At 69.2% G+C, this 16,528-nt stretch carries 17 protein-coding genes and 1 tRNA gene; 10 read left to right on the forward strand and 8 right to left on the reverse strand.

Annotated elements, in window-relative coordinates; genetic code table 11:
- Positions 1–135 precede the first annotated feature (135 nt).
- Complete coding sequence (locus Q5Y72_RS09590; RefSeq protein ID WP_305963190.1) at positions 136–777, forward strand: YdeI/OmpD-associated family protein; 642 nt, start codon at positions 136–138, stop codon at positions 775–777.
- 345 nt (positions 778–1,122) lie between these two features.
- On the opposite strand, the gene rpsO is transcribed toward Q5Y72_RS09590, so the two are convergent.
- From rpsO to Q5Y72_RS09610, 4 genes are all read right to left on the reverse strand, one after another.
- Complete coding sequence (gene rpsO / locus Q5Y72_RS09595) at positions 1,123–1,392, reverse strand: 30S ribosomal protein S15 (protein WP_305963191.1); 270 nt, start codon at positions 1,390–1,392, stop codon at positions 1,123–1,125.
- A 158-nt stretch (positions 1,393–1,550) separates the two neighbouring features.
- Positions 1,551–2,762: a calcium-binding protein gene (locus Q5Y72_RS09600; protein ID WP_305963192.1), complete on the reverse strand. Its 1,212-nt coding sequence runs from the start codon at positions 2,760–2,762 to the stop codon at positions 1,551–1,553.
- 266 nt (positions 2,763–3,028) lie between these two features.
- Positions 3,029–3,154 carry a type B 50S ribosomal protein L36 gene (gene ykgO, locus Q5Y72_RS09605; RefSeq protein ID WP_119747228.1) on the reverse strand — a complete coding sequence of 42 codons (126 nt, stop codon included), beginning with the start codon at positions 3,152–3,154 and terminating at the stop codon, positions 3,029–3,031.
- 79 nt (positions 3,155–3,233) lie between these two features.
- Positions 3,234–3,308: transfer RNA gene (locus tag Q5Y72_RS09610), tRNA-Val, on the reverse strand.
- 156 nt (positions 3,309–3,464) lie between these two features.
- On the opposite strand from Q5Y72_RS09610, the gene Q5Y72_RS09615 reads away from it, so the two are divergent.
- From Q5Y72_RS09615 to Q5Y72_RS09630, 4 genes are read left to right on the forward strand one after another with little or no spacing between them, the layout of a single operon-like run.
- On the forward strand, positions 3,465–4,331 hold the full coding sequence (locus Q5Y72_RS09615) for an N-formylglutamate amidohydrolase (RefSeq protein ID WP_305963193.1): 867 nt from the start codon (positions 3,465–3,467) through the stop codon (positions 4,329–4,331).
- A gap of 20 nt (positions 4,332–4,351) precedes the next feature.
- Positions 4,352–5,248 (forward strand): SPFH domain-containing protein, encoded by an 897-nt coding sequence (locus Q5Y72_RS09620; RefSeq protein ID WP_305963194.1) that lies wholly within the window; start codon positions 4,352–4,354, stop codon positions 5,246–5,248.
- Positions 5,245–5,517 carry an NfeD family protein gene (locus Q5Y72_RS09625; protein WP_305963195.1) on the forward strand — a complete coding sequence of 91 codons (273 nt, stop codon included), beginning with the start codon at positions 5,245–5,247 and terminating at the stop codon, positions 5,515–5,517. The genes Q5Y72_RS09620 and Q5Y72_RS09625 overlap by 4 nt, the downstream gene beginning before the upstream one ends.
- Complete coding sequence (locus tag Q5Y72_RS09630; RefSeq protein WP_305963196.1) at positions 5,517–5,972, forward strand: NUDIX hydrolase; 456 nt, start codon at positions 5,517–5,519, stop codon at positions 5,970–5,972. Before Q5Y72_RS09625 ends, Q5Y72_RS09630 begins: the two co-directional genes overlap by 1 nt.
- Here the strand turns inward: Q5Y72_RS09630 and Q5Y72_RS09635 are convergent.
- Both Q5Y72_RS09635 and pyrF read right to left on the reverse strand, forming a co-directional pair.
- Positions 5,917–6,657, reverse strand: coding sequence for a hypothetical protein (locus tag Q5Y72_RS09635; RefSeq protein WP_305963197.1), 741 nt, complete (start codon positions 6,655–6,657; stop codon positions 5,917–5,919). The genes Q5Y72_RS09630 and Q5Y72_RS09635 overlap by 56 nt on opposite strands.
- A gap of 72 nt (positions 6,658–6,729) precedes the next feature.
- Positions 6,730–7,437 carry an orotidine-5'-phosphate decarboxylase gene (gene pyrF / locus Q5Y72_RS09640; protein ID WP_305963198.1) on the reverse strand — a complete coding sequence of 236 codons (708 nt, stop codon included), beginning with the start codon at positions 7,435–7,437 and terminating at the stop codon, positions 6,730–6,732.
- Between the two features lie 157 nt (positions 7,438–7,594).
- Here pyrF and clpB point away from each other — a divergent pair, with 157 nt between their 5' ends.
- The 5 genes from clpB (at position 7,595) to Q5Y72_RS09665 (ending at position 14,796) form a co-directional block, all read left to right on the forward strand.
- Positions 7,595–10,231 carry an ATP-dependent chaperone ClpB gene (clpB, locus tag Q5Y72_RS09645; RefSeq protein ID WP_305963199.1) on the forward strand — a complete coding sequence of 879 codons (2,637 nt, stop codon included), beginning with the start codon at positions 7,595–7,597 and terminating at the stop codon, positions 10,229–10,231.
- Positions 10,232–10,362: 131 nt separating this feature from the next.
- Entirely contained in the window at positions 10,363–11,331 is a 969-nt protein-coding gene (locus Q5Y72_RS09650; RefSeq protein WP_305963200.1) for an NAD(P)H-dependent flavin oxidoreductase, read from the forward strand.
- A 64-nt stretch (positions 11,332–11,395) separates the two neighbouring features.
- Positions 11,396–11,842: a peptide-methionine (R)-S-oxide reductase MsrB gene (gene msrB, locus Q5Y72_RS09655; protein ID WP_305963201.1), complete on the forward strand. Its 447-nt coding sequence runs from the start codon at positions 11,396–11,398 to the stop codon at positions 11,840–11,842.
- A gap of 138 nt (positions 11,843–11,980) precedes the next feature.
- Positions 11,981–14,038 (forward strand): OmpA family protein, encoded by a 2,058-nt coding sequence (locus tag Q5Y72_RS09660; RefSeq protein ID WP_305963202.1) that lies wholly within the window; start codon positions 11,981–11,983, stop codon positions 14,036–14,038.
- A gap of 176 nt (positions 14,039–14,214) precedes the next feature.
- Positions 14,215–14,796: a helix-hairpin-helix domain-containing protein gene (locus Q5Y72_RS09665; protein ID WP_305963203.1), complete on the forward strand. Its 582-nt coding sequence runs from the start codon at positions 14,215–14,217 to the stop codon at positions 14,794–14,796.
- On the opposite strand, the gene idi is transcribed toward Q5Y72_RS09665, so the two are convergent.
- Positions 14,793–15,338 carry an isopentenyl-diphosphate delta-isomerase gene (idi, locus tag Q5Y72_RS09670; RefSeq protein ID WP_305963204.1) on the reverse strand — a complete coding sequence of 182 codons (546 nt, stop codon included), beginning with the start codon at positions 15,336–15,338 and terminating at the stop codon, positions 14,793–14,795. The genes Q5Y72_RS09665 and idi overlap by 4 nt on opposite strands.
- Positions 15,335–16,525 carry a geranylgeranyl diphosphate reductase gene (locus tag Q5Y72_RS09675; protein ID WP_305963205.1) on the reverse strand — a complete coding sequence of 397 codons (1,191 nt, stop codon included), beginning with the start codon at positions 16,523–16,525 and terminating at the stop codon, positions 15,335–15,337. Before Q5Y72_RS09675 ends, idi begins: the two co-directional genes overlap by 4 nt.
- Between the last annotated feature and the right edge of the window lie 3 nt (positions 16,526–16,528).

The raw sequence follows: 16,528 nt of genomic DNA on the forward strand, positions 1-16,528 counted from the left end.
TGTCCTATGGCGGCCCCATTGCCGCCGCCCCGATCCTTATGCGTCGCCCCGGAGCCGGGCGTCACGTCACAGATTGGGGGCGTTTACAGGAAAACGCCCTTGTTGGGAAGTGGGGCGGGGCGGGGCGCGCGCGGCATGGACAAGCGCGGCCCGACGGGCGACAATCGTCGCGCAACCACCGCCCGCATCATGCCCCAGACCCACCCCAAGGCCGACGCGCATTTCGCGACCCTCACCGCCTGGCGCGGGGAATTGCTGGCGCTGCGGGCGCTGCTGCTGGCAAGCCCGCTGGCCGAGGACTGGAAGTGGTCGGCGCCGGTCTACACCTGGCAGGGCGGCAATGTCGCGATCCTCTGGGGCTTTTCCGACCGCGCGACGCTGGGCTTCTTCAAGGGGGTGCTGCTGCGCGACCCCGAGGGGATCCTCGTGGCGCCGGGGCCGCATTCGCGCTCGTCGCGGGTGGTCAGCTTCACCGACCCGGCGCAGGTCGCCGCGCGGGCAGGCCAGCTGCGCGCCCTGATCGACGAGGCCATCGGGATCCAGCGTGCCGGCCGCAAGGTCGATCTGCCACAGGACGACCTCGCCTGTCCCGAGGAACTGGCCGCCCGGCTGCGCGCCGACCCCGTGCTTGCCGCCGCCTTCGCGGCGCTGACCCCCGGACGCCGACGTGGCTGGCTGCTGCATGTCGGCGCGGCCCGGCAGGCCCGCACGCGCGAGGATCGCATCGATCGCGCCACGCCCCGGATCCTCGCCGGGAAGGGCATGCAGGATCGCTGAGCCCCCGCGCCGTGCAACACGTCTTTACGGAAGGTTAAGGCCCTGCGCGCAAGCGGTGTACAGCCTGTGCACGCCCGGTGCACGCCCGGTGCCTGCCGCGTGCACGCCCGGTGCGGCGCCCGACCCGGCAATCGCAGGGATTTTCACGACGACCCGGGCCGCGCGGCCGCCGCGCAACGCACGCCGCCGTTGCGCACCCGGCCGCGGCTCCGCGCAACGCGCACCGCCCCTCGCCGTCCCGCGCTGCGGCCTTGCCGCCGCGGCGGGCCGCCAGCAGGCGCCAGGCAACGAAAAACGCCCGCGGCCATCGCCGCGGGCGTCCTCCTCCCTCAACGGGTGGTGGGCTCAGCGGCGCAGGCCCAGCTTGCCGATCAGCGCGGTATAGCGCGATTCGTCGTTTTTCTTGAGATAGTCCAGCAGCTTGCGGCGCTGTGCCACCATCATCAACAGGCCACGGCGCGAGTGGTTGTCCTTCTTGTGGCTCTTGAAATGCTCGGTCAGCGTGGCAATGCGCGAGCTGAGGATCGCGACCTGCACCTCGGGCGAACCGGTATCGCCGGGCTTGGTGCCGAATTCCTTGATGACGCGGGCTTTTTCTTCAACGGTGATCGACATCGGGGACTCCTTTCGGAACAGGGTTATGGCACAGCCCGGGATGTCGTCCAGCGCAGGCCCATGGAGATCTCCGCCAGCCGGAACGCCGCGGAAGCCGCGCCTATACTGCCTTTCGCGCGCAATGAAAAGCCCCCGACCCGCAGTCCCGAGCCGCAGCCCTAACCCGCAGCCCTGACGATCACGATGTCCTCGGCGCGCAGCCCGCCATCCTGCAGCAGCCGGGCCAGCGGCTCGCCGTCCAGCCGCACCAGCACCGTGCCGTCGGGATCGCGATGCAGGTCCACCACCACCTCGCCGCTGATCTCGGGCGGCAGATGCAGCACCATCTGGTCCTCGCTGCCGTCGAAATCCGCGATCACCGGCAGCGACCCGTCCAGCGGGCGCAGCACGAAGCGATCGGCGCCGGCCAGCCCCTCGGCGAAGTCGCCCGCCCCCGCCACCAGCGTGTCGTCGCCCGCGCCGCCATGCATCCAGACCCGCTCGTCATCGTCACCGCCGATCAGCAGGTCGTTGCCGTCGCCGCCGTCAAGATCGTCCGCGCCGCCGCCCGAGATCAGCACGTCGTCGCCATCATGGCCCGAAAGCCAGTCATTGCCCGCATCGCCATGCAGCGTGTCGTTGCCCTCGCCGCCCAGCAGCGTGTCATCGCCGTCGCCGCCATACAACTGGTCGTCGCCGCCCTGCCCCGCCAGCGAATCATCCCCCTCGCCGCCCAGGATGACATCGGCCCCGCCGACACCATAGCTGCCGTCGCCCTGGATCCAGTCGCTGCCGGCGCCGCCGTCGATGCTGTCGTCACCCTGCCCGCCGCGCAGATCGTCATATCCGTCAAAGCCGAGGATCAGGTCGTCGCCCTCGCCGCCCATCAGCGCGTCGCTGCCCGCGCCGCCCTTGATCACGATGCCGACAACCGAGGCGTCGGGCACCTGGCCGCCGATCCAGTCCTCGTCGGCGATCATCAGATCGTCATCTGTGATGGGGTCAGGGCCGGGCAGCGTCTCGGGGTCGGTGTGCGGTCCGGCGTCCGGCGGGCCGTCTGGCGCAGGCGAAGTGCCGATCTCTGCTGCTTCGGCAGGCTCGTCGGTCCCGCGCGACACGGGCTGGGGCGCCAGGTCCTCAGGCTCGCCGCTGTCGGGCGACGGGTCCACCGGCGCGGGCTCCTCGGGCCGGTCGTCCCCTGCGGCGTCATCCGGCGGGTCGGGCACATAGACACCGTCGGGATCGGGCATGTAGGGCGGCAACAGCGTCTCGTCGCCGCCATCCTCGTCCGGCAGGTCGTCGCCATCATCGGCGGTGCTGGACAACACCCCGGACATGTCGACCGCGAGGCCAGCGACCAGCAGCCCCATCAGACCCGCAAGCATCAACATCTGATCCACCCTTGAAAACGGGCCGAGGCGACCCATCGCCTGACAACAATACGACAGTAACCTTGCGTTAACGAAATGCTTTGTTAAGAGACGGTTAACGGGGCGGCATCATGCATTTCCGCGCGGTCGTGCATAGTCGTCGAGCCGAGGATTCCGGTCGGTGAGGCCGGATCGCCACAGCTGCCGCACGACGACCCTGCCCGCGCATGAAAAAACCCGCCACGGCGGGCGGGTCGTTTCGTCTTCGCGGTGATCGCGTCGCGGTCTCAGCCCTGGCGGGCCTTGAAGCGGCGGTTGGTCTTGTTGATCACGTAGACGCGGCCCTTGCGGCGCACGACCTGGCAGTCGCGGTGCCGGCTCTTGAGCGAGCGGAGCGAGTTGCGAACCTTCATCGGTCTTCTCCATCGTCGCGGCTCGCAGCCGCATCGGAAAACGAAATGCCCCCGACTGCGGCCGGGGGCGGCGAAACATTGGTGGGCGGTACTGGGATCGAACCAGTGGCCACTACGATGTCAACGTAGTGCTCTACCGCTGAGCTAACCGCCCCACCTTCGGTGATTCTGCCCGCCTGCACCAGCAGACCGGGCCGAAACGCCTTCGGTCGCGTGTCTATATCTTCGCCCTGCGGGGGATTCAAGACCTATCGGCACGGCAATCTTGCGCCTATAAGCGAAGCATGTTCCGGTCTTCAGGATCCGCAATTTGACCGACCCTGACCTGCCTGTCCAGCTTGTGCGCCCCGACCGTTGGGCCAGTGGGGTGATCTTTGCGTCCCCCCATTCCGGGCGTGTCTATCCCGACTGGTTCCTGAAGGATACCCGGTTGCCGATGGCGGCGCTGCGGTCATCCGAGGATGCCTTCATCGACCGGCTGATCGCCTGCGCGCCGCAATTCGGCGCGGTCAGCCTGTGGGCGCAAGTGCCGCGCTGCATCGTCGACCTGAATCGCGGCGCGGACGAGATCGACCCGCTGGTGGTGCGCGGCGTGCCCCGCCACCCGCTGAACCAGCGCACCCTGGCGGGGCTTGGGGTGATTCCGCGGGTCGTGTCGCAGGGCCGGCCGATCCATCTGCGCCCGATCGAGCGCGCCGAGGCCGAACGCCGCATCGCCGCCTATTGGCGCCCCTATCACCAGGCGCTGTCCGCCCTGATCGCCGAGGCGCGGTCGCGGTTCGGGCAGGCGATCCTGATCGACATGCATTCGATGCCGCATGATGCGCTGACGCATCTGCACGGCTCGCGACCCGACATGGTGCTGGGCAACCGCCACGGACTGTCGGCGGCCGCCCGGATCTCGGATTCCGTCACCGCCGCGGTCGAGGCCGAGGGCTGGCGGATCCGCCGCAACTCGCCCTTCTCGGGGGCCTATATCTGTTCGGCCTATGGCCGTCCGGGCCAGAACATCCATGTGGTGCAACTGGAGATCGACCGGGCGCTTTACATGGACGAGGCGACCGTCACGCCGCATGCCGATTTCGATGTCTTCGCGGCGCGCATGGCCCGCGTGATCCGTCAGCTTGCGACGCTGGAGGCCGAGGCGGGCGGGCTGGACGGCATCGCCGCCGAATAGCACAGCAGAAGGGCACGCAGATGCAGGATTTTCCGGCCGGGATCGGCGATCTGATCGGCGCTAACGCCGCGCTGATCTTCATTGCAGTGCTGATCCTGCTGGCGGTCGGCTCGGCCGTCAGGATCGTGCCGCAATCGCAGAAATTCGTGGTCGAACGTTTTGGTCGCCTGCGCGCGGTGCTGGGCCCGGGCATCAACATCATCATGCCCTTCCTGGACCGCGTGGCGCACCGCATCTCGATCCTGGAACGGCAATTGCCGACGAGCCGGCAGGACGCGATCACCGCCGACAACGTGCTGGTGCAGGTCGAAACCAGCGTCTTCTATCGCATCATCGAGCCGGAAAAGACCGTCTACCGCATCCGCGACATCGACGCGGCCATTGCCACCACCGTCGCGGGGATCGTGCGGTCCGAAATCGGCACGATGGAGCTGGATCAGGTCCAGTCGAACCGCGCCAGCCTGATCGAGAGGATCCGCGATTCGCTGGCCAATGTCGTCGATGACTGGGGGATCGAGGTGACGCGGGCCGAGATCCTCGACGTCAATCTGGACGACGCGACCCGCGCCGCCATGCTGCAACAGCTGAACGCCGAGCGCGCCCGCCGCGCGCAGGTCACCGAGGCCGAGGGCAAGCGCCGGGCCGTCGAACTGGCCGCGGATGGCGAACTTTATGCCGCCGAACAGCATGCCAAGGCCAAGCGCGTTCTGGCCGATGCCGAAGCCTATGCCACCGCGGCCATCGCCGAGGCGATCGCCCGCAACGGGCTTGAGGCGGCACAGTATCAGGTGGCGCTGAAGCAGGTCGAGGCGCTGTCCGACATGGCGCGCGGCGAGGGCCGGCAGACCATCGTGCTGCCCGCCGGCGCGGTCGAGGCGTTCGGCGAGGCGTTCCGGCTGCTGAAGGGCCGGGCATGACGGGCTTGGTGAACGGCTGGCTGTGGCTTGTCGCGGCGATCGTGCTGGCGGCGCTGGAACTGCTTGCGCCGGGCTGGGTGTTCATGGGGCTGGCGGCCTCGGTCGGGTTGATGGGGGTTCTGCTGCTGACCGGGATCTGGTCGGCCAGCCTGCCCGTGACGCTGCTGGCGACCGCGATCCTGTCGGGCGTCGCCTGGCTGGTGCTGCGGCGGGTCGCGGGGGTCAGGAAGGGCCAGACCCGGATCTGGCACCGCGACATCAACGACTGATGGCGGACAGCCCCTTTCACGGCGCCAAGCTGATGCTGACCTGCGGTGACCGGCTGCTGACATGCCTGCGCGACGATGTCCCCCGGATCCCCTTTCCCGGCCATTGGGACCTGCCCGGCGGCGGCCGCGAGGGCGACGAGGCGCCACTGGCCTGTGCCCTGCGCGAACTGCATGAGGAATTCGGCCTGCGCCTGCCGCCATCGCGCCTGACGGGCCACCGCTTCCCCTCGCAGCAACGGCCGGGCATGATGTCGTGGCTGTTCGCGGGCCTGCTGCGGCAGGACGAGATCGCCGCGATCCGGTTCGGCGACGAGGGCCAGGGCTGGTGCATGATGCCGGTCGCGGAATTTGTCGTCCATCCGCGCGCGGTGCCGCATTTTCGCGACTGGGTGCGGGCCCTCAGCGCCGCATCCGCGCCATGCCCCGCACCAGCGGACGCAGCGCGTCGCCCTTGACCATCCAGCTGGTCGCGAAGGCGAAGGTCGCCACCACCTCGAGCCAGAAGACCGGCCGCAGCGCCAGCAGCGCCACATCGAGGCCGGTGGCGAACAGCACGCCCACCGCACCGATGCTGAGCACGATCAGCCAGCCGCAGATCCGGTAGATCCGGTTCGATGCGGCCTTTTCGGCGCTGTCCACCTCGCCCCGCGGGAACAGCACGAGGCAACAGACGGCAAGCGCCGCGAAGTAGATCGCGGCGGCGACCAGATGCAGCTTGTCGGCCGTGCCCACACCCAGAACGCATTGCAGCAGCGTGCAATCCCGGGCGGGATCGAAGGGGCCTTCGGCAGGCAGGATCCCCTGCGGACTGGTCGGCGAGAAGGCGATCAGCGCCGCCGCCACCGCAGCCACGCGCGCCGTGGCCCGATCGCTGATGATTTCGCCCGAATTGGGCCGGAACCCCTCATAGGCCCACAGGAACACCGCCTGCGCGCACAGCGTGCCGACAAAGACCTCGCGCATCGGGCCGTAATAGGCCGCCGACATGCTGCGCAGGATGCCCTGGGGCGCGACCATGCCAAAGGCGATCAGCGCCAGCGGCAGGAAGAAGCCAAGCGCCCCGATCGACCGCCGCACCGCCAGGAACGACAGCACCAGATCGTTTTCGGCCTTTTGCCGTGCGCCGCGCGGATCGCCCATGAGTTGCCCCCTCTGTCACCGGACGGAAAGGTCGCGCGGCCGGCGATGCGGGTCAACCTGTTGCGCAAGACGTCACTGGTGCGGGCGTTGCGCCTGCAGCGACGACATCTCGGCCAGAATCGCCTCCGCGGCGGCGCGTGGATCGGCGGCCTGCCACACCGGCCGGCCGACGACGATGTGATCGGCGCCGGCGGAAATGGCGCTGGCCGGCGTCTCGACCCGTTTCTGATCGCCCAGATCGGCACCCGCGGGGCGCACGCCCGGCGTCACGATCAGCCCCGCCCCCGGCAGCGCCCGGATCGCCGCCGCCTCGCGGGGCGAACAGATGATGCCGTCCGCGCCGGCCTCGAAGGCGCGCGCGGCGCGTTCCACGGTGATCTCGTGTACATCGCCCGGACGGATCAGCCCGGCATCCAGATCGCCCCGTTCCAGCGAAGTCAGGATGGTCACGCCGAGGATCTTCAGGCCGCTGCCCGCCGCACCCTCCTTGGCGGCGCTGACGACATGCGGATCGCCATGCACGGTCAGGAAATCCAGATCGAACTGCGCGAGGCCGCGCACGGCGGCCTCGATGGTGGCGCCGATGTCGAACAGCTTCAGGTCCAGGAAGATGCGCTTGCCGTGATCCTGCTTCAGCTCGTTCGCCAGGGCCAGCCCGCCGCCGGTCAGCATCCCGAGCCCGATCTTGAAGAAACCGACCGAGTTGCCCAGCCTCTCGGCCAGTTCCAGCCCGGCCGGCGCATTCGGCACGTCCAGCGCCACGATCAGCCTGTCATCCATCCTCATCCCCATCCGCCGCAAATCGCGGCCTTATGGCACAAGGCGCGCATGCTTGAAAGCGCCGTGAAAGATCCCAAATCATACCCGAAGACCCGAACCGCGACGTGCCATCGAAGGGCGTCGCCGACCCGGGGGCTAGTGAAAAGGAGAATGGCCGATGAACATGGAGAAGTTCACGGAACGGTCGCGCGGATTCCTGCAAGCCGCACAGACCATCGCGATCCGCGAGGAGAACCAGCGCGTCGTCCCCGAGCATCTTCTGAAAGCCCTGATGGACGACGATCAGGGGCTGGCGTCGAACCTGATCAACCGCGCCGGCGGTGACGCGCGTCGTGTGCAGCAGGCGGTCGACCAGGCGGTCGCGAAGCTGCCGAAGGTCAAGGGCTCGGGTGGCGGGCAGGTCTATGTCGATCCCTCGATGGTGCGGGTGCTGGACGAGGCCGAAAAGGTCGCCAAGAAGGCCGGCGACAGCTTTGTGCCCGCCGAACGCATCCTGATGGCGCTGGCATTGGTGAACACCAATGCCAAGGATGCGCTTGAGGCTGGCGCCGTCAATGCGCAGGCGCTGAACAGCGCCATCAACGACATCCGCAAGGGCCGCACCGCCGACAGCGCCAGCGCCGAGGACAGCTATGAGGCGCTGAAGAAATACGCCCGCGACCTGACCGAGGCCGCCGAGCAGGGCAAGATCGATCCGATCATCGGCCGCGACGAGGAAATCCGCCGCGCCATGCAGGTGCTGTCGCGGCGCACCAAGAACAACCCGGTGCTGATCGGCGAGCCCGGCGTCGGCAAGACCGCCATCGCCGAGGGGCTGGCGCTGCGCATCATCGATGGCGACGTGCCCGAAAGCCTGCGCGACAAGCGGCTGATGGCGCTGGACATGGGCGCGCTGATCGCCGGATCGAAATATCGCGGCGAGTTCGAGGAACGGCTGAAGGCGATCCTGAAGGAGATCGAGGCCGCCTCGGGCGAGATCGTGCTGTTCATCGACGAGCTGCACACCCTTGTCGGCGCGGGCAAGACCGATGGCGCGATGGATGCAGCCAACCTCATCAAGCCCGCGCTGGCGCGGGGAGAGTTGCATTGCATCGGCGCGACCACGCTGGACGAATACCGCAAGTATATCGAGAAGGATGCGGCCCTTGCGCGGCGCTTCCAGCCGGTCATGGTCGAGGAGCCGACGGTCGAGGACACCATCTCGATCCTGCGCGGCATCAAGGAAAAATACGAGCTGCATCACGGCGTGCGGATCAGCGATGCGGCGCTGGTGGCGGCGGCGACGCTGTCGCATCGCTATATCACCGACCGCTTCCTGCCCGACAAGGCCATCGACCTCGTTGACGAGGCGGCCTCGCGGCTGCGCATGGAAGTGGACAGCAAGCCCGAGGAACTGGACCAGCTTGACCGCCAGATCCTGCAACTGCAGATCGAGGCCGAGGCGCTGAAGAAAGAGGACGACGCGGCCTCGCGCGACCGGCTGGAACGGCTGGAGAAGGACCTGTCCGACCTGCAGCAGCGCAGCGCCGAGATGACCGCCCGCTGGCAGGCCGAACGCGACCGGCTGGAAGGCTCGCGTCACCTGAAGGAACAGCTTGACCGCGCCCGCGCCGAACTGGATCAGGCCAAGCGCGAGGGCAACTTGGCCCGCGCCGGCGAACTGTCCTACGGCATCATCCCCGGCCTCGAGAAGCAGTTGTCCGAGGCCGAATCCGGCGACGGCCTGATGGTCGAGGAAGCCGTGCGCCCCGAACAGATCGCCGAGGTAGTGGAACGCTGGACCGGCATCCCCACCAGCAAGATGCTGGAGGGCGAGCGCGACAAGCTGCTGAAGATGGAGGACCAGATCGGCCGCCGCGTGATCGGCCAGCAAGAGGCGGTGACCGCCGTGGCGAACGCGGTGCGCCGCGCCCGCGCCGGCCTGAACGACGAGAACCGGCCGCTGGGATCGTTCCTGTTCCTTGGCCCCACCGGCGTCGGCAAGACCGAACTGACCAAGGCGCTGGCCGAATACATGTTCGACGATGACAGCGCGATGGTCCGCATCGACATGTCCGAGTTCATGGAAAAACATTCCGTGGCGCGGCTGATCGGTGCGCCTCCGGGCTATGTGGGCTATGACGAGGGCGGCGTGCTGACCGAGGCGGTTCGGCGCAGGCCCTATCAGGTCATCCTGTTCGACGAGGTGGAAAAGGCCCACCCCGATGTCTTCAACGTGCTGCTGCAGGTGCTCGACGACGGGGTGCTGACCGATGGTCAGGGCCGGACGGTGGATTTCAAGCAGACGCTCATCATCCTGACCTCGAACCTCGGTTCGCAGGCGCTGTCGCACCTGCCCGAGACCGCCGATTCGACCGATGCCCGCCATCAGGTGATGGAGGCGGTGCGGGCGCATTTCCGCCCCGAATTCCTGAACCGCCTGGACGAGATCATCATCTTCCGCCGGCTGTCGCGGGCGAACATGGATGGCATCGTCTCGGTGCAGCTCGCGCGGCTCGAGGCGCGGCTGGCGGGTCGCAAGATCGCCCTTGAACTTGACGATGCGGCGCGGACCTGGCTGGCCGATCAAGGCTATGACCCGGTCTTCGGCGCCCGCCCGCTGAAGCGCGTGATCCAGCGCGCCCTGCAGGACCCGCTGGCAGAGCTGCTGCTGTCGGGCGAGGTGCTGGATGGCGCGACCGTCCATGTCAGCGCCTCGGGCGACGGGCTGGTCGTCGGCAACCGCATCGGCAAGGCCGGCCCAAGGCTGGGCGCGGTCGGCGAGGGGCCCAAGCCCGACATCCCGGTGCACTGACACGCCGCTTCGGCGGCAGACGGGCCCCGGCCATCGCGCCGGGGCCTGCGCGCTTGCGCCTGTCGCCGCGTCACGGCTTGCCCGTGCCGGTGCAAGCCGCCATCGTGGCGCAAATTGCCCCGGAGCCGTCCATGCTGCCACCGATCCTGCAAAAGCTGCGCATCCCCGTCGTCGGCTCGCCCATGTTCATCGTCTCGGGGCCGGAACTGGTCATCGCGCAGTGCAAGGCAGGGATCGTGGGCAGCTTTCCGGCCCTGAACGCGCGCGAGCGAGACGGCGAGCCCGCGATGCTGGACATCTGGCTGACGCGCATCGCCGAGGAACTTGACCGGCACAACCAGGCCAATCCCGACCGACCCGCCGCGCCCTTTGCGGTCAACCAGATCGTGCACCGCAGCAACGCCCGGCTGGACCGAGACATCGAGATCTGCCACCGCCACAAGGTGCCCATCTGGATCACCTCGCTGGGCGCGCGGGTCGAGGTAAACGAGGCCGCCCATGACTGCGGCGGAATCGCGCTGCATGACATCATCAACAATGCCTTCGCCCGCAAGGCTGTCGAGAAGGGCGCGGACGGGCTGATCGCGGTTGCCGCCGGTGCCGGCGGTCATGCGGGGCCGCAATCGCCCTTCGCCCTGATCCAGGAAATCCGCGACTGGTTCGACGGCCCGCTGCTGCTGTCGGGCGCCATCGCCACCGGCCGCGCGGTGCTGGCCGCGCAGGTGATGGGTGCCGATCTGGCCTATATCGGCAGCCCCTTCATCGCGACGGTCGAGGCCCATGCCGACCCCGCCTACAAGCGGATGATCTGCGACAGCGGCGCGATGGACATCGTCACCTCGTCGCTGTTTACCGGCGTGTCGGGCAATTACCTTGCCCCCTCGATCCGCGCCGCCGGGATGGATCCCGACCGGCTGGACCGCGCCGATGCCGAGACGATGAACTTCTCGGACGCCAGCGCCAAGCCCAAGGCCTGGAGCCAGATCTGGGGGGCGGGCCAGGGCATCGGCGCGGTGCGCGACGTGGTGCCCGCCGGCGCCCTTGTCGACCGGCTGGCCGCCGAATACGACGCCGCGAGGGCCGCAGTGCCGCGCGACTGACCTTTGCCAAGCCGGCCGTCAGGCCCATATGATGCGGCGACCGCCTTGCATCACGGAGACTGACATGGCCTACAGCAAATCCCAGAACGCCCTTGCGCGGCTCACGCCCGAGCAATACCGCGTCACGCAGGAAAACGGCACCGAGCGCGCCTTCACCGGCGAATATGACCATCATTTCGAGCCCGGCATCTATGTGGATGTGGTCTCGGGCGAGCCGCTGTTCGCATCCGCGGCGAAATACAACTCCGGCTGCGGCTGGCCGGCCTTCACGCGGCCCATCGCCGACAATGTGACCGAACATCGCGATGCCAGCCACGGCATGCTGCGCACCGAGGTCCGCTCGCGCCACGGCGACAGCCATCTGGGCCATGTCTTCCCCGACGGCCCCGCCGAGGCGGGCGGGCTGCGTTATTGCATCAATTCGGCCGCGCTGCGCTTCATCCCCCGCGACGCGATGGAGGCCGAGGGCTATGGGGACCTGCTGGATCAGGTCGAGGATCCCGCGACCTAGGCAGGCGGCCGGTTTCCGCCAACCCGCCCTGCGGCGCGCGGCGGGTTGACGCAGGGGTGATGCCGCGCGCGGAACCCTGCGCGGATCGCTCCGTTTCCTTGCCAGACAATTCGCCGAAATGGCATTGAAGGAGCCACCATGCGCCGGATCATCCACAACACCACCGCCCTCGCGGCCTGCCTCTCGCTGATGGCGCCGCATCTCGCCCTCGCCCAGACGGCTGCCCCCGAGGACGCGCCGCAGGCCCAGGCCGAGGCTGCCCCGGACCCCGCCGCCGCCGAGACCGCGGCGCCGGCCGAGACCTGCGAGGACGGCTCGACCCCGCCCTGCGCCGCGGCTGCCGAGGCCTCGGATGCGGGGCAGTCCGAGGCCGAGGCCGGGGATGACCAGGCAGCAACGGAAGCCGAGGCGGCCCCTGCCGCGCAGGCCCCCGCCGATCAGGCGGCCCAGCCACCGGTGAGCGAAACCGTGCCGTCGGACGCCGCGACATCCCAGCCTGCCGATCAGCCGGAGGCCGAGCCCAAGGCCGCAGAGGCCGGCACGCCTGCCGTTGAGCCAGCGGAGGCCCCCGAAGAGATGACGGGCGACCAGCAGGCGTCCGACGAAACCACCACAGCCGAGCCGGAAGCTGCCGCCGGCGCGGACGCCGACGCCGGGCTGGAAGCCCAGCCCGCCCCGCCCGCCGAACCGGACATGGACACGGACGCCTTGGCCGATGCCCTGGCTGCCGAACAGGCCAAGGCGGCCGACGCGGAGGCGCCGGACGCCATGCCGCAGGCTGACGACGCGCAGCCTGCCGCCGAAGCCGGGACGACCCCTGCCGCCAAGCGTATGCGGAAGGGCGGAACCGCAAAGGGTGAGACGCAAGCCGCCGAAGCCGAAGCCCCGACGCCCTCGGCAGACCCGGCACCTGCCGCCGCCGACCCGGCCAGCGATGCGGATGCCCTGGCCGATGCGCTGGCACGCGAGGCCGAGACGCAGGACGGGCAGGCCGCCACGGACGAGGCCGCATCGCAGGAGGCAGGCGCGGCACCGGCCAAGGGTGGGCCGGACACCGCGACCCGCGCGCCGGAAGAGGGCGCGACCCAGACCGATTCGGCGCGCGAGGCCGCGCAGGCGACCGATGCCCCGGCAGCCGCCGCCCTCAGCGACGAGGCCGCGCCCGAGGGCGAGGTGAGCGAGGTGCAGATCACCGAGGACAACAGCCGTTCCTCCAGCGAGGATTTCGCCACCAGCCTGCGCGACGCCCTCGGCGCGCAAGGCGGTCAGTCGCAAGCGGCCGAGGCGCAAGCGGCCGGGGATGACGGCGACGATGATCGCCGCGACCTGACCCGCGCCCTGCTGCTGGGGCTTGGCGGCATCGCGGTCGGCGCGATGCTGACCAACAACCGCCAGGTCGCGCTCAGCGCCCCCGATCGGGTCGTGGTGACGCGCCCGGACGGCAGCCAGCAGATCATCAAGGACGAGGTTGCCCTGCTGCGCCAGCCCGGCTCTACGGTGACGACCGAGAATTTCGATGACGGATCGTCACGCACGATTGTCACGCGCGCGGATGGCAGCAAGGTGGTGACGATCCGCGATGCCGACCTGCGGGTGCTGCGCCGGACGCTGGTGGCGGCCGACGGCTCGACCGTTCCGCTGATCGACGACACCTCGGCGGCCGAACCGGTCGATATCGCAAGCCTTCCCGCCCCTGCGCCGGCGACGGTGAACGGGCAGATGGACGAGGACGCGCTGCGCGCCGCGCTTCTGCGCGAATCGGCCGCGGACCGGCGCTTCACGCTGGCGCAGATCCGCAACATCCCGCAGGTCCGCGCGCTCGTCGCGCCGGTCGAGATCGAGGCGATCACCTTTGACACCGGCTCGGCCGCGATCAATCCTGACCAGGCGCAGCAGCTGTCTACCCTCGGCAAGGTGATCCGCGAGGCGGTGCAGGCCAATCCGCGCGAGGTCTTCCTGATCGAGGGCCATACCGACACGGTCGGATCGGACGCGGCAAATCTGGCCCTGTCGGACCGGCGCGCGGAGTCGGTGGCCCTCGCGCTGACAGAATATTTCGACGTCCCGCCCGAGAACATGGTCGTCGAAGGCTATGGCGAGCAGTTCCTGAAACTGCGGCAAGAGGGGGACGTGCGCGAAAACCGCCGCGCCTCGGTCCGCCGCATCTCGGACCTGCTGCAGACCGCCGCCAGGTGACGCCAATGGGCGCGCGCGGATGGCCAGGGCCGGCCGCGCGCGTCCCGGACACAGGCGACGGGCGAGTTTGCACCGACCGCTGCACGTTGCGAAACGTATCGCAAGACGTGCGGCGGCATTTTCGCTACTATGAGGATGTTTGTCGGAAACCCGTGCGAAACCAGTGGAGTACTGACGTGACCGTCTCGAGATCTTCAAGTTCCTGCACCGCGATCTGCTGGGCGCTGGCCGCGATGGTCGGAATCGGCCTCGCCATCGGCATCGCCTCGGCCATGGCCGTCATCTTCGCCGTCCTTCTGGGCCTCGTCGCGTTCGCCGCGGCGGCACTGTTCCTGCAGACGCAGGTCTGCGGTCTGGGCCGCGACCACTGGGGACCATTCGAGGGCCTGAAGGGCGTCCCCGGATGGGACAGCCATGCGCCGGACGAGCCGCCCCTCGATCCGGGCGTCGTCGACGGACCTGCATCGCAGCCCGAAGCCGACGCGCCCGCGGCATCCGGGCACCCCACGGCCCCTGCCCTTCTGAGCGCGCCCCGCGCCTCTGGCCCGGACGACCTGCAACGGATTTCGGGCGTCGGACCCAGACTGGCGCAACTGCTGAACGACACGGGCATCTATCACTTCGACCAGATCGCCCGGCTGACCCCGGCAGAGGTCGCGTGGCTGGACGAAAGGCTGTCCTTCCGCGGCCGTATCGACCGCGACGGCTGGATCGCGCAGGCGCGCGCGCTGGCCGACGAGGAACACGCCGGCGCCTAGGGCACCCGCGCCTCGGCGCTGACCTCGGCCCTGGGCGGTGCCGCGCCGAAAAGGTCCAGATAGATGCGCAGCCAGGGCGTGAAGCGGTCTGGCTGCCGCGCCACTTCGTCGCGCAGCGCATCATAGCCGATCCAGCGGGTCTGCATCACCTCGTCGGCATCGGGGCGCGGCGCCACACCGGGCGGTGCCTCGACCGAGAACAGATCGACGACTTCATGTTCGGTCAGGCCGCCACCGACATCGGCGCGGTATTCGACGCGGCGCAGATAGGTCGGGCGCAGACCGGACAGGCCCAGTTCCTCTCGAAGCCGTCGCACGGCGCAATCCTCTGGCGTCTCGGCCCACAGCGGATGGGTGCAGCAGCTGTTCGCCCACAGCCCGGGGGTGTGATACTTGCCAAGGGCGCGGCGCTGGATCAGCGTCTGCGGCCCGCGCATGACGAACACCGACACCGCCTTGTGCCGCAGCCCCTGCTGATGGGCCAGCAACTTGTCGACCGGTTGCAGGACGCCATTCACCCAGGCCGGGATGTCGTTGCTCACAGATATTGCGGCCCCACCAGCCCGGTCAGATGCGCCAGGTTCTTCAGACCGATCCGCAGGTGCGCCATCGGCCGGGCGCGCACGAGTTTCTTGTTCATGTAGGCCTCGAAGGTCAGCCGCTGCACGTCGCGATCGTGGCACAGCGACACGAACCGCTCGCGCCGGTCGTCCGAACGATAATAGGCATTCTGCATCGAGGCCAGCACCCTGAACACCGTCTTGTGTTCGCGCATGAACAGCCGCCGTGCCCGTTGCAGGTCCCGCGCCCGCCCCGAGGCGAGGCAGGCCGCAACCGCCGTCGCGGCAACGCGCCCCCCGACCATCGCGTAATAGATCCCCTCGCCCGAACTGGGCGCGACGACGCCCGCCGCATCGCCCGCCAGAACCACGTCGCGGCCATTGTCCCACCGCTCCAGCGGCTTCAGCGGGATCGGCGCGCCCTCGCGGCGCAGGGTCGTGCAACCCGCAAGGCCGCTGGCGGCGCGAAGATCCGCGGTCGCGCGCTTCAGGTCGACCCCGCGCACCATCGAGCCCATGCCGATGCTGGCCTGCGCACCATGCGGAAACACCCAGCCATAGAAATCCGGCGAGATGCGGCCGTCATAGACCACGTCGCAGCGCGTCGCGTCGTAGTCGCCGGCCTCGGCATCGGCACGGTCGGGCGCGGCGATGATCTCGTGATAGGCGACGACATAGGGGATGCGGTCGCCGCCCGGCACCTCGGCCCGCGCCACGGCCGACCGCGCACCGTCCGCGCCGATCACCAGACGCGCGGGCAGCACGCGCTCGGCGCCGGTCCGCTTGTCGCGGAACGTCACATCGAGGCCATCCTCGCGCCTTGTCAGCCGCAGGAAGGTGCCGGAAAAGCGCGCGGCCCCGGCCGCGGCGGCGCGGTCGCGCAGGTAGGCGTCGAAATCGCCGCGATCGACCATGCCCACGAAGCCGTCCTCGATGGCGATGTCGACCTTGCGGCCCGTGGGCGAGATCATCCGCGCCGTGGTGATGCGGGCCACCAGCAGCCGGTCGGGAATGTCGAAATCCGCGATGAGGCGCGGCGGCACCGCGCCCCCGCATGGCTTGATCCGGCCCTCGCGGTCCAGCATCGCGACGCTATGGCCCGACCGCGCCAGATCCTCGGCCGCGGTGGCCCCGGCCGGACCGGCCCCGATGACGGCGACATCATACATCCG

This window comes from Paracoccus spongiarum (assembly GCF_030732095.1).
Classification (GTDB): Bacteria; Pseudomonadota; Alphaproteobacteria; order Rhodobacterales; family Rhodobacteraceae; genus Paracoccus; species Paracoccus spongiarum.

Coding starts and splice junctions, on each gene's coding strand:
- Q5Y72_RS09590 (WP_305963190.1), top strand. CDS start 136: ATGGACAAGCGCGGCCCGACGGGCGACAATCGTCGCGCAACCACCGCC.
- rpsO (WP_305963191.1), bottom strand. CDS start 1,392: ATGTCGATCACCGTTGAAGAAAAAGCCCGCGTCATCAAGGAATTCGGC.
- Q5Y72_RS09600 (WP_305963192.1), bottom strand. CDS start 2,762: ATGTTGATGCTTGCGGGTCTGATGGGGCTGCTGGTCGCTGGCCTCGCG.
- ykgO (WP_119747228.1), bottom strand. CDS start 3,154: ATGAAGGTTCGCAACTCGCTCCGCTCGCTCAAGAGCCGGCACCGCGAC.
- Q5Y72_RS09620 (WP_305963194.1), top strand. CDS start 4,352: ATGCAGGATTTTCCGGCCGGGATCGGCGATCTGATCGGCGCTAACGCC.
- Q5Y72_RS09625 (WP_305963195.1), top strand. CDS start 5,245: ATGACGGGCTTGGTGAACGGCTGGCTGTGGCTTGTCGCGGCGATCGTG.
- Q5Y72_RS09630 (WP_305963196.1), top strand. CDS start 5,517: ATGGCGGACAGCCCCTTTCACGGCGCCAAGCTGATGCTGACCTGCGGT.
- Q5Y72_RS09635 (WP_305963197.1), bottom strand. CDS start 6,657: ATGGGCGATCCGCGCGGCGCACGGCAAAAGGCCGAAAACGATCTGGTG.
- pyrF (WP_305963198.1), bottom strand. CDS start 7,437: ATGGATGACAGGCTGATCGTGGCGCTGGACGTGCCGAATGCGCCGGCC.
- clpB (WP_305963199.1), top strand. CDS start 7,595: ATGAACATGGAGAAGTTCACGGAACGGTCGCGCGGATTCCTGCAAGCC.
- Q5Y72_RS09650 (WP_305963200.1), top strand. CDS start 10,363: ATGCTGCCACCGATCCTGCAAAAGCTGCGCATCCCCGTCGTCGGCTCG.
- msrB (WP_305963201.1), top strand. CDS start 11,396: ATGGCCTACAGCAAATCCCAGAACGCCCTTGCGCGGCTCACGCCCGAG.
- Q5Y72_RS09660 (WP_305963202.1), top strand. CDS start 11,981: ATGCGCCGGATCATCCACAACACCACCGCCCTCGCGGCCTGCCTCTCG.
- Q5Y72_RS09675 (WP_305963205.1), bottom strand. CDS start 16,525: ATGTATGATGTCGCCGTCATCGGGGCCGGTCCGGCCGGGGCCACCGCG.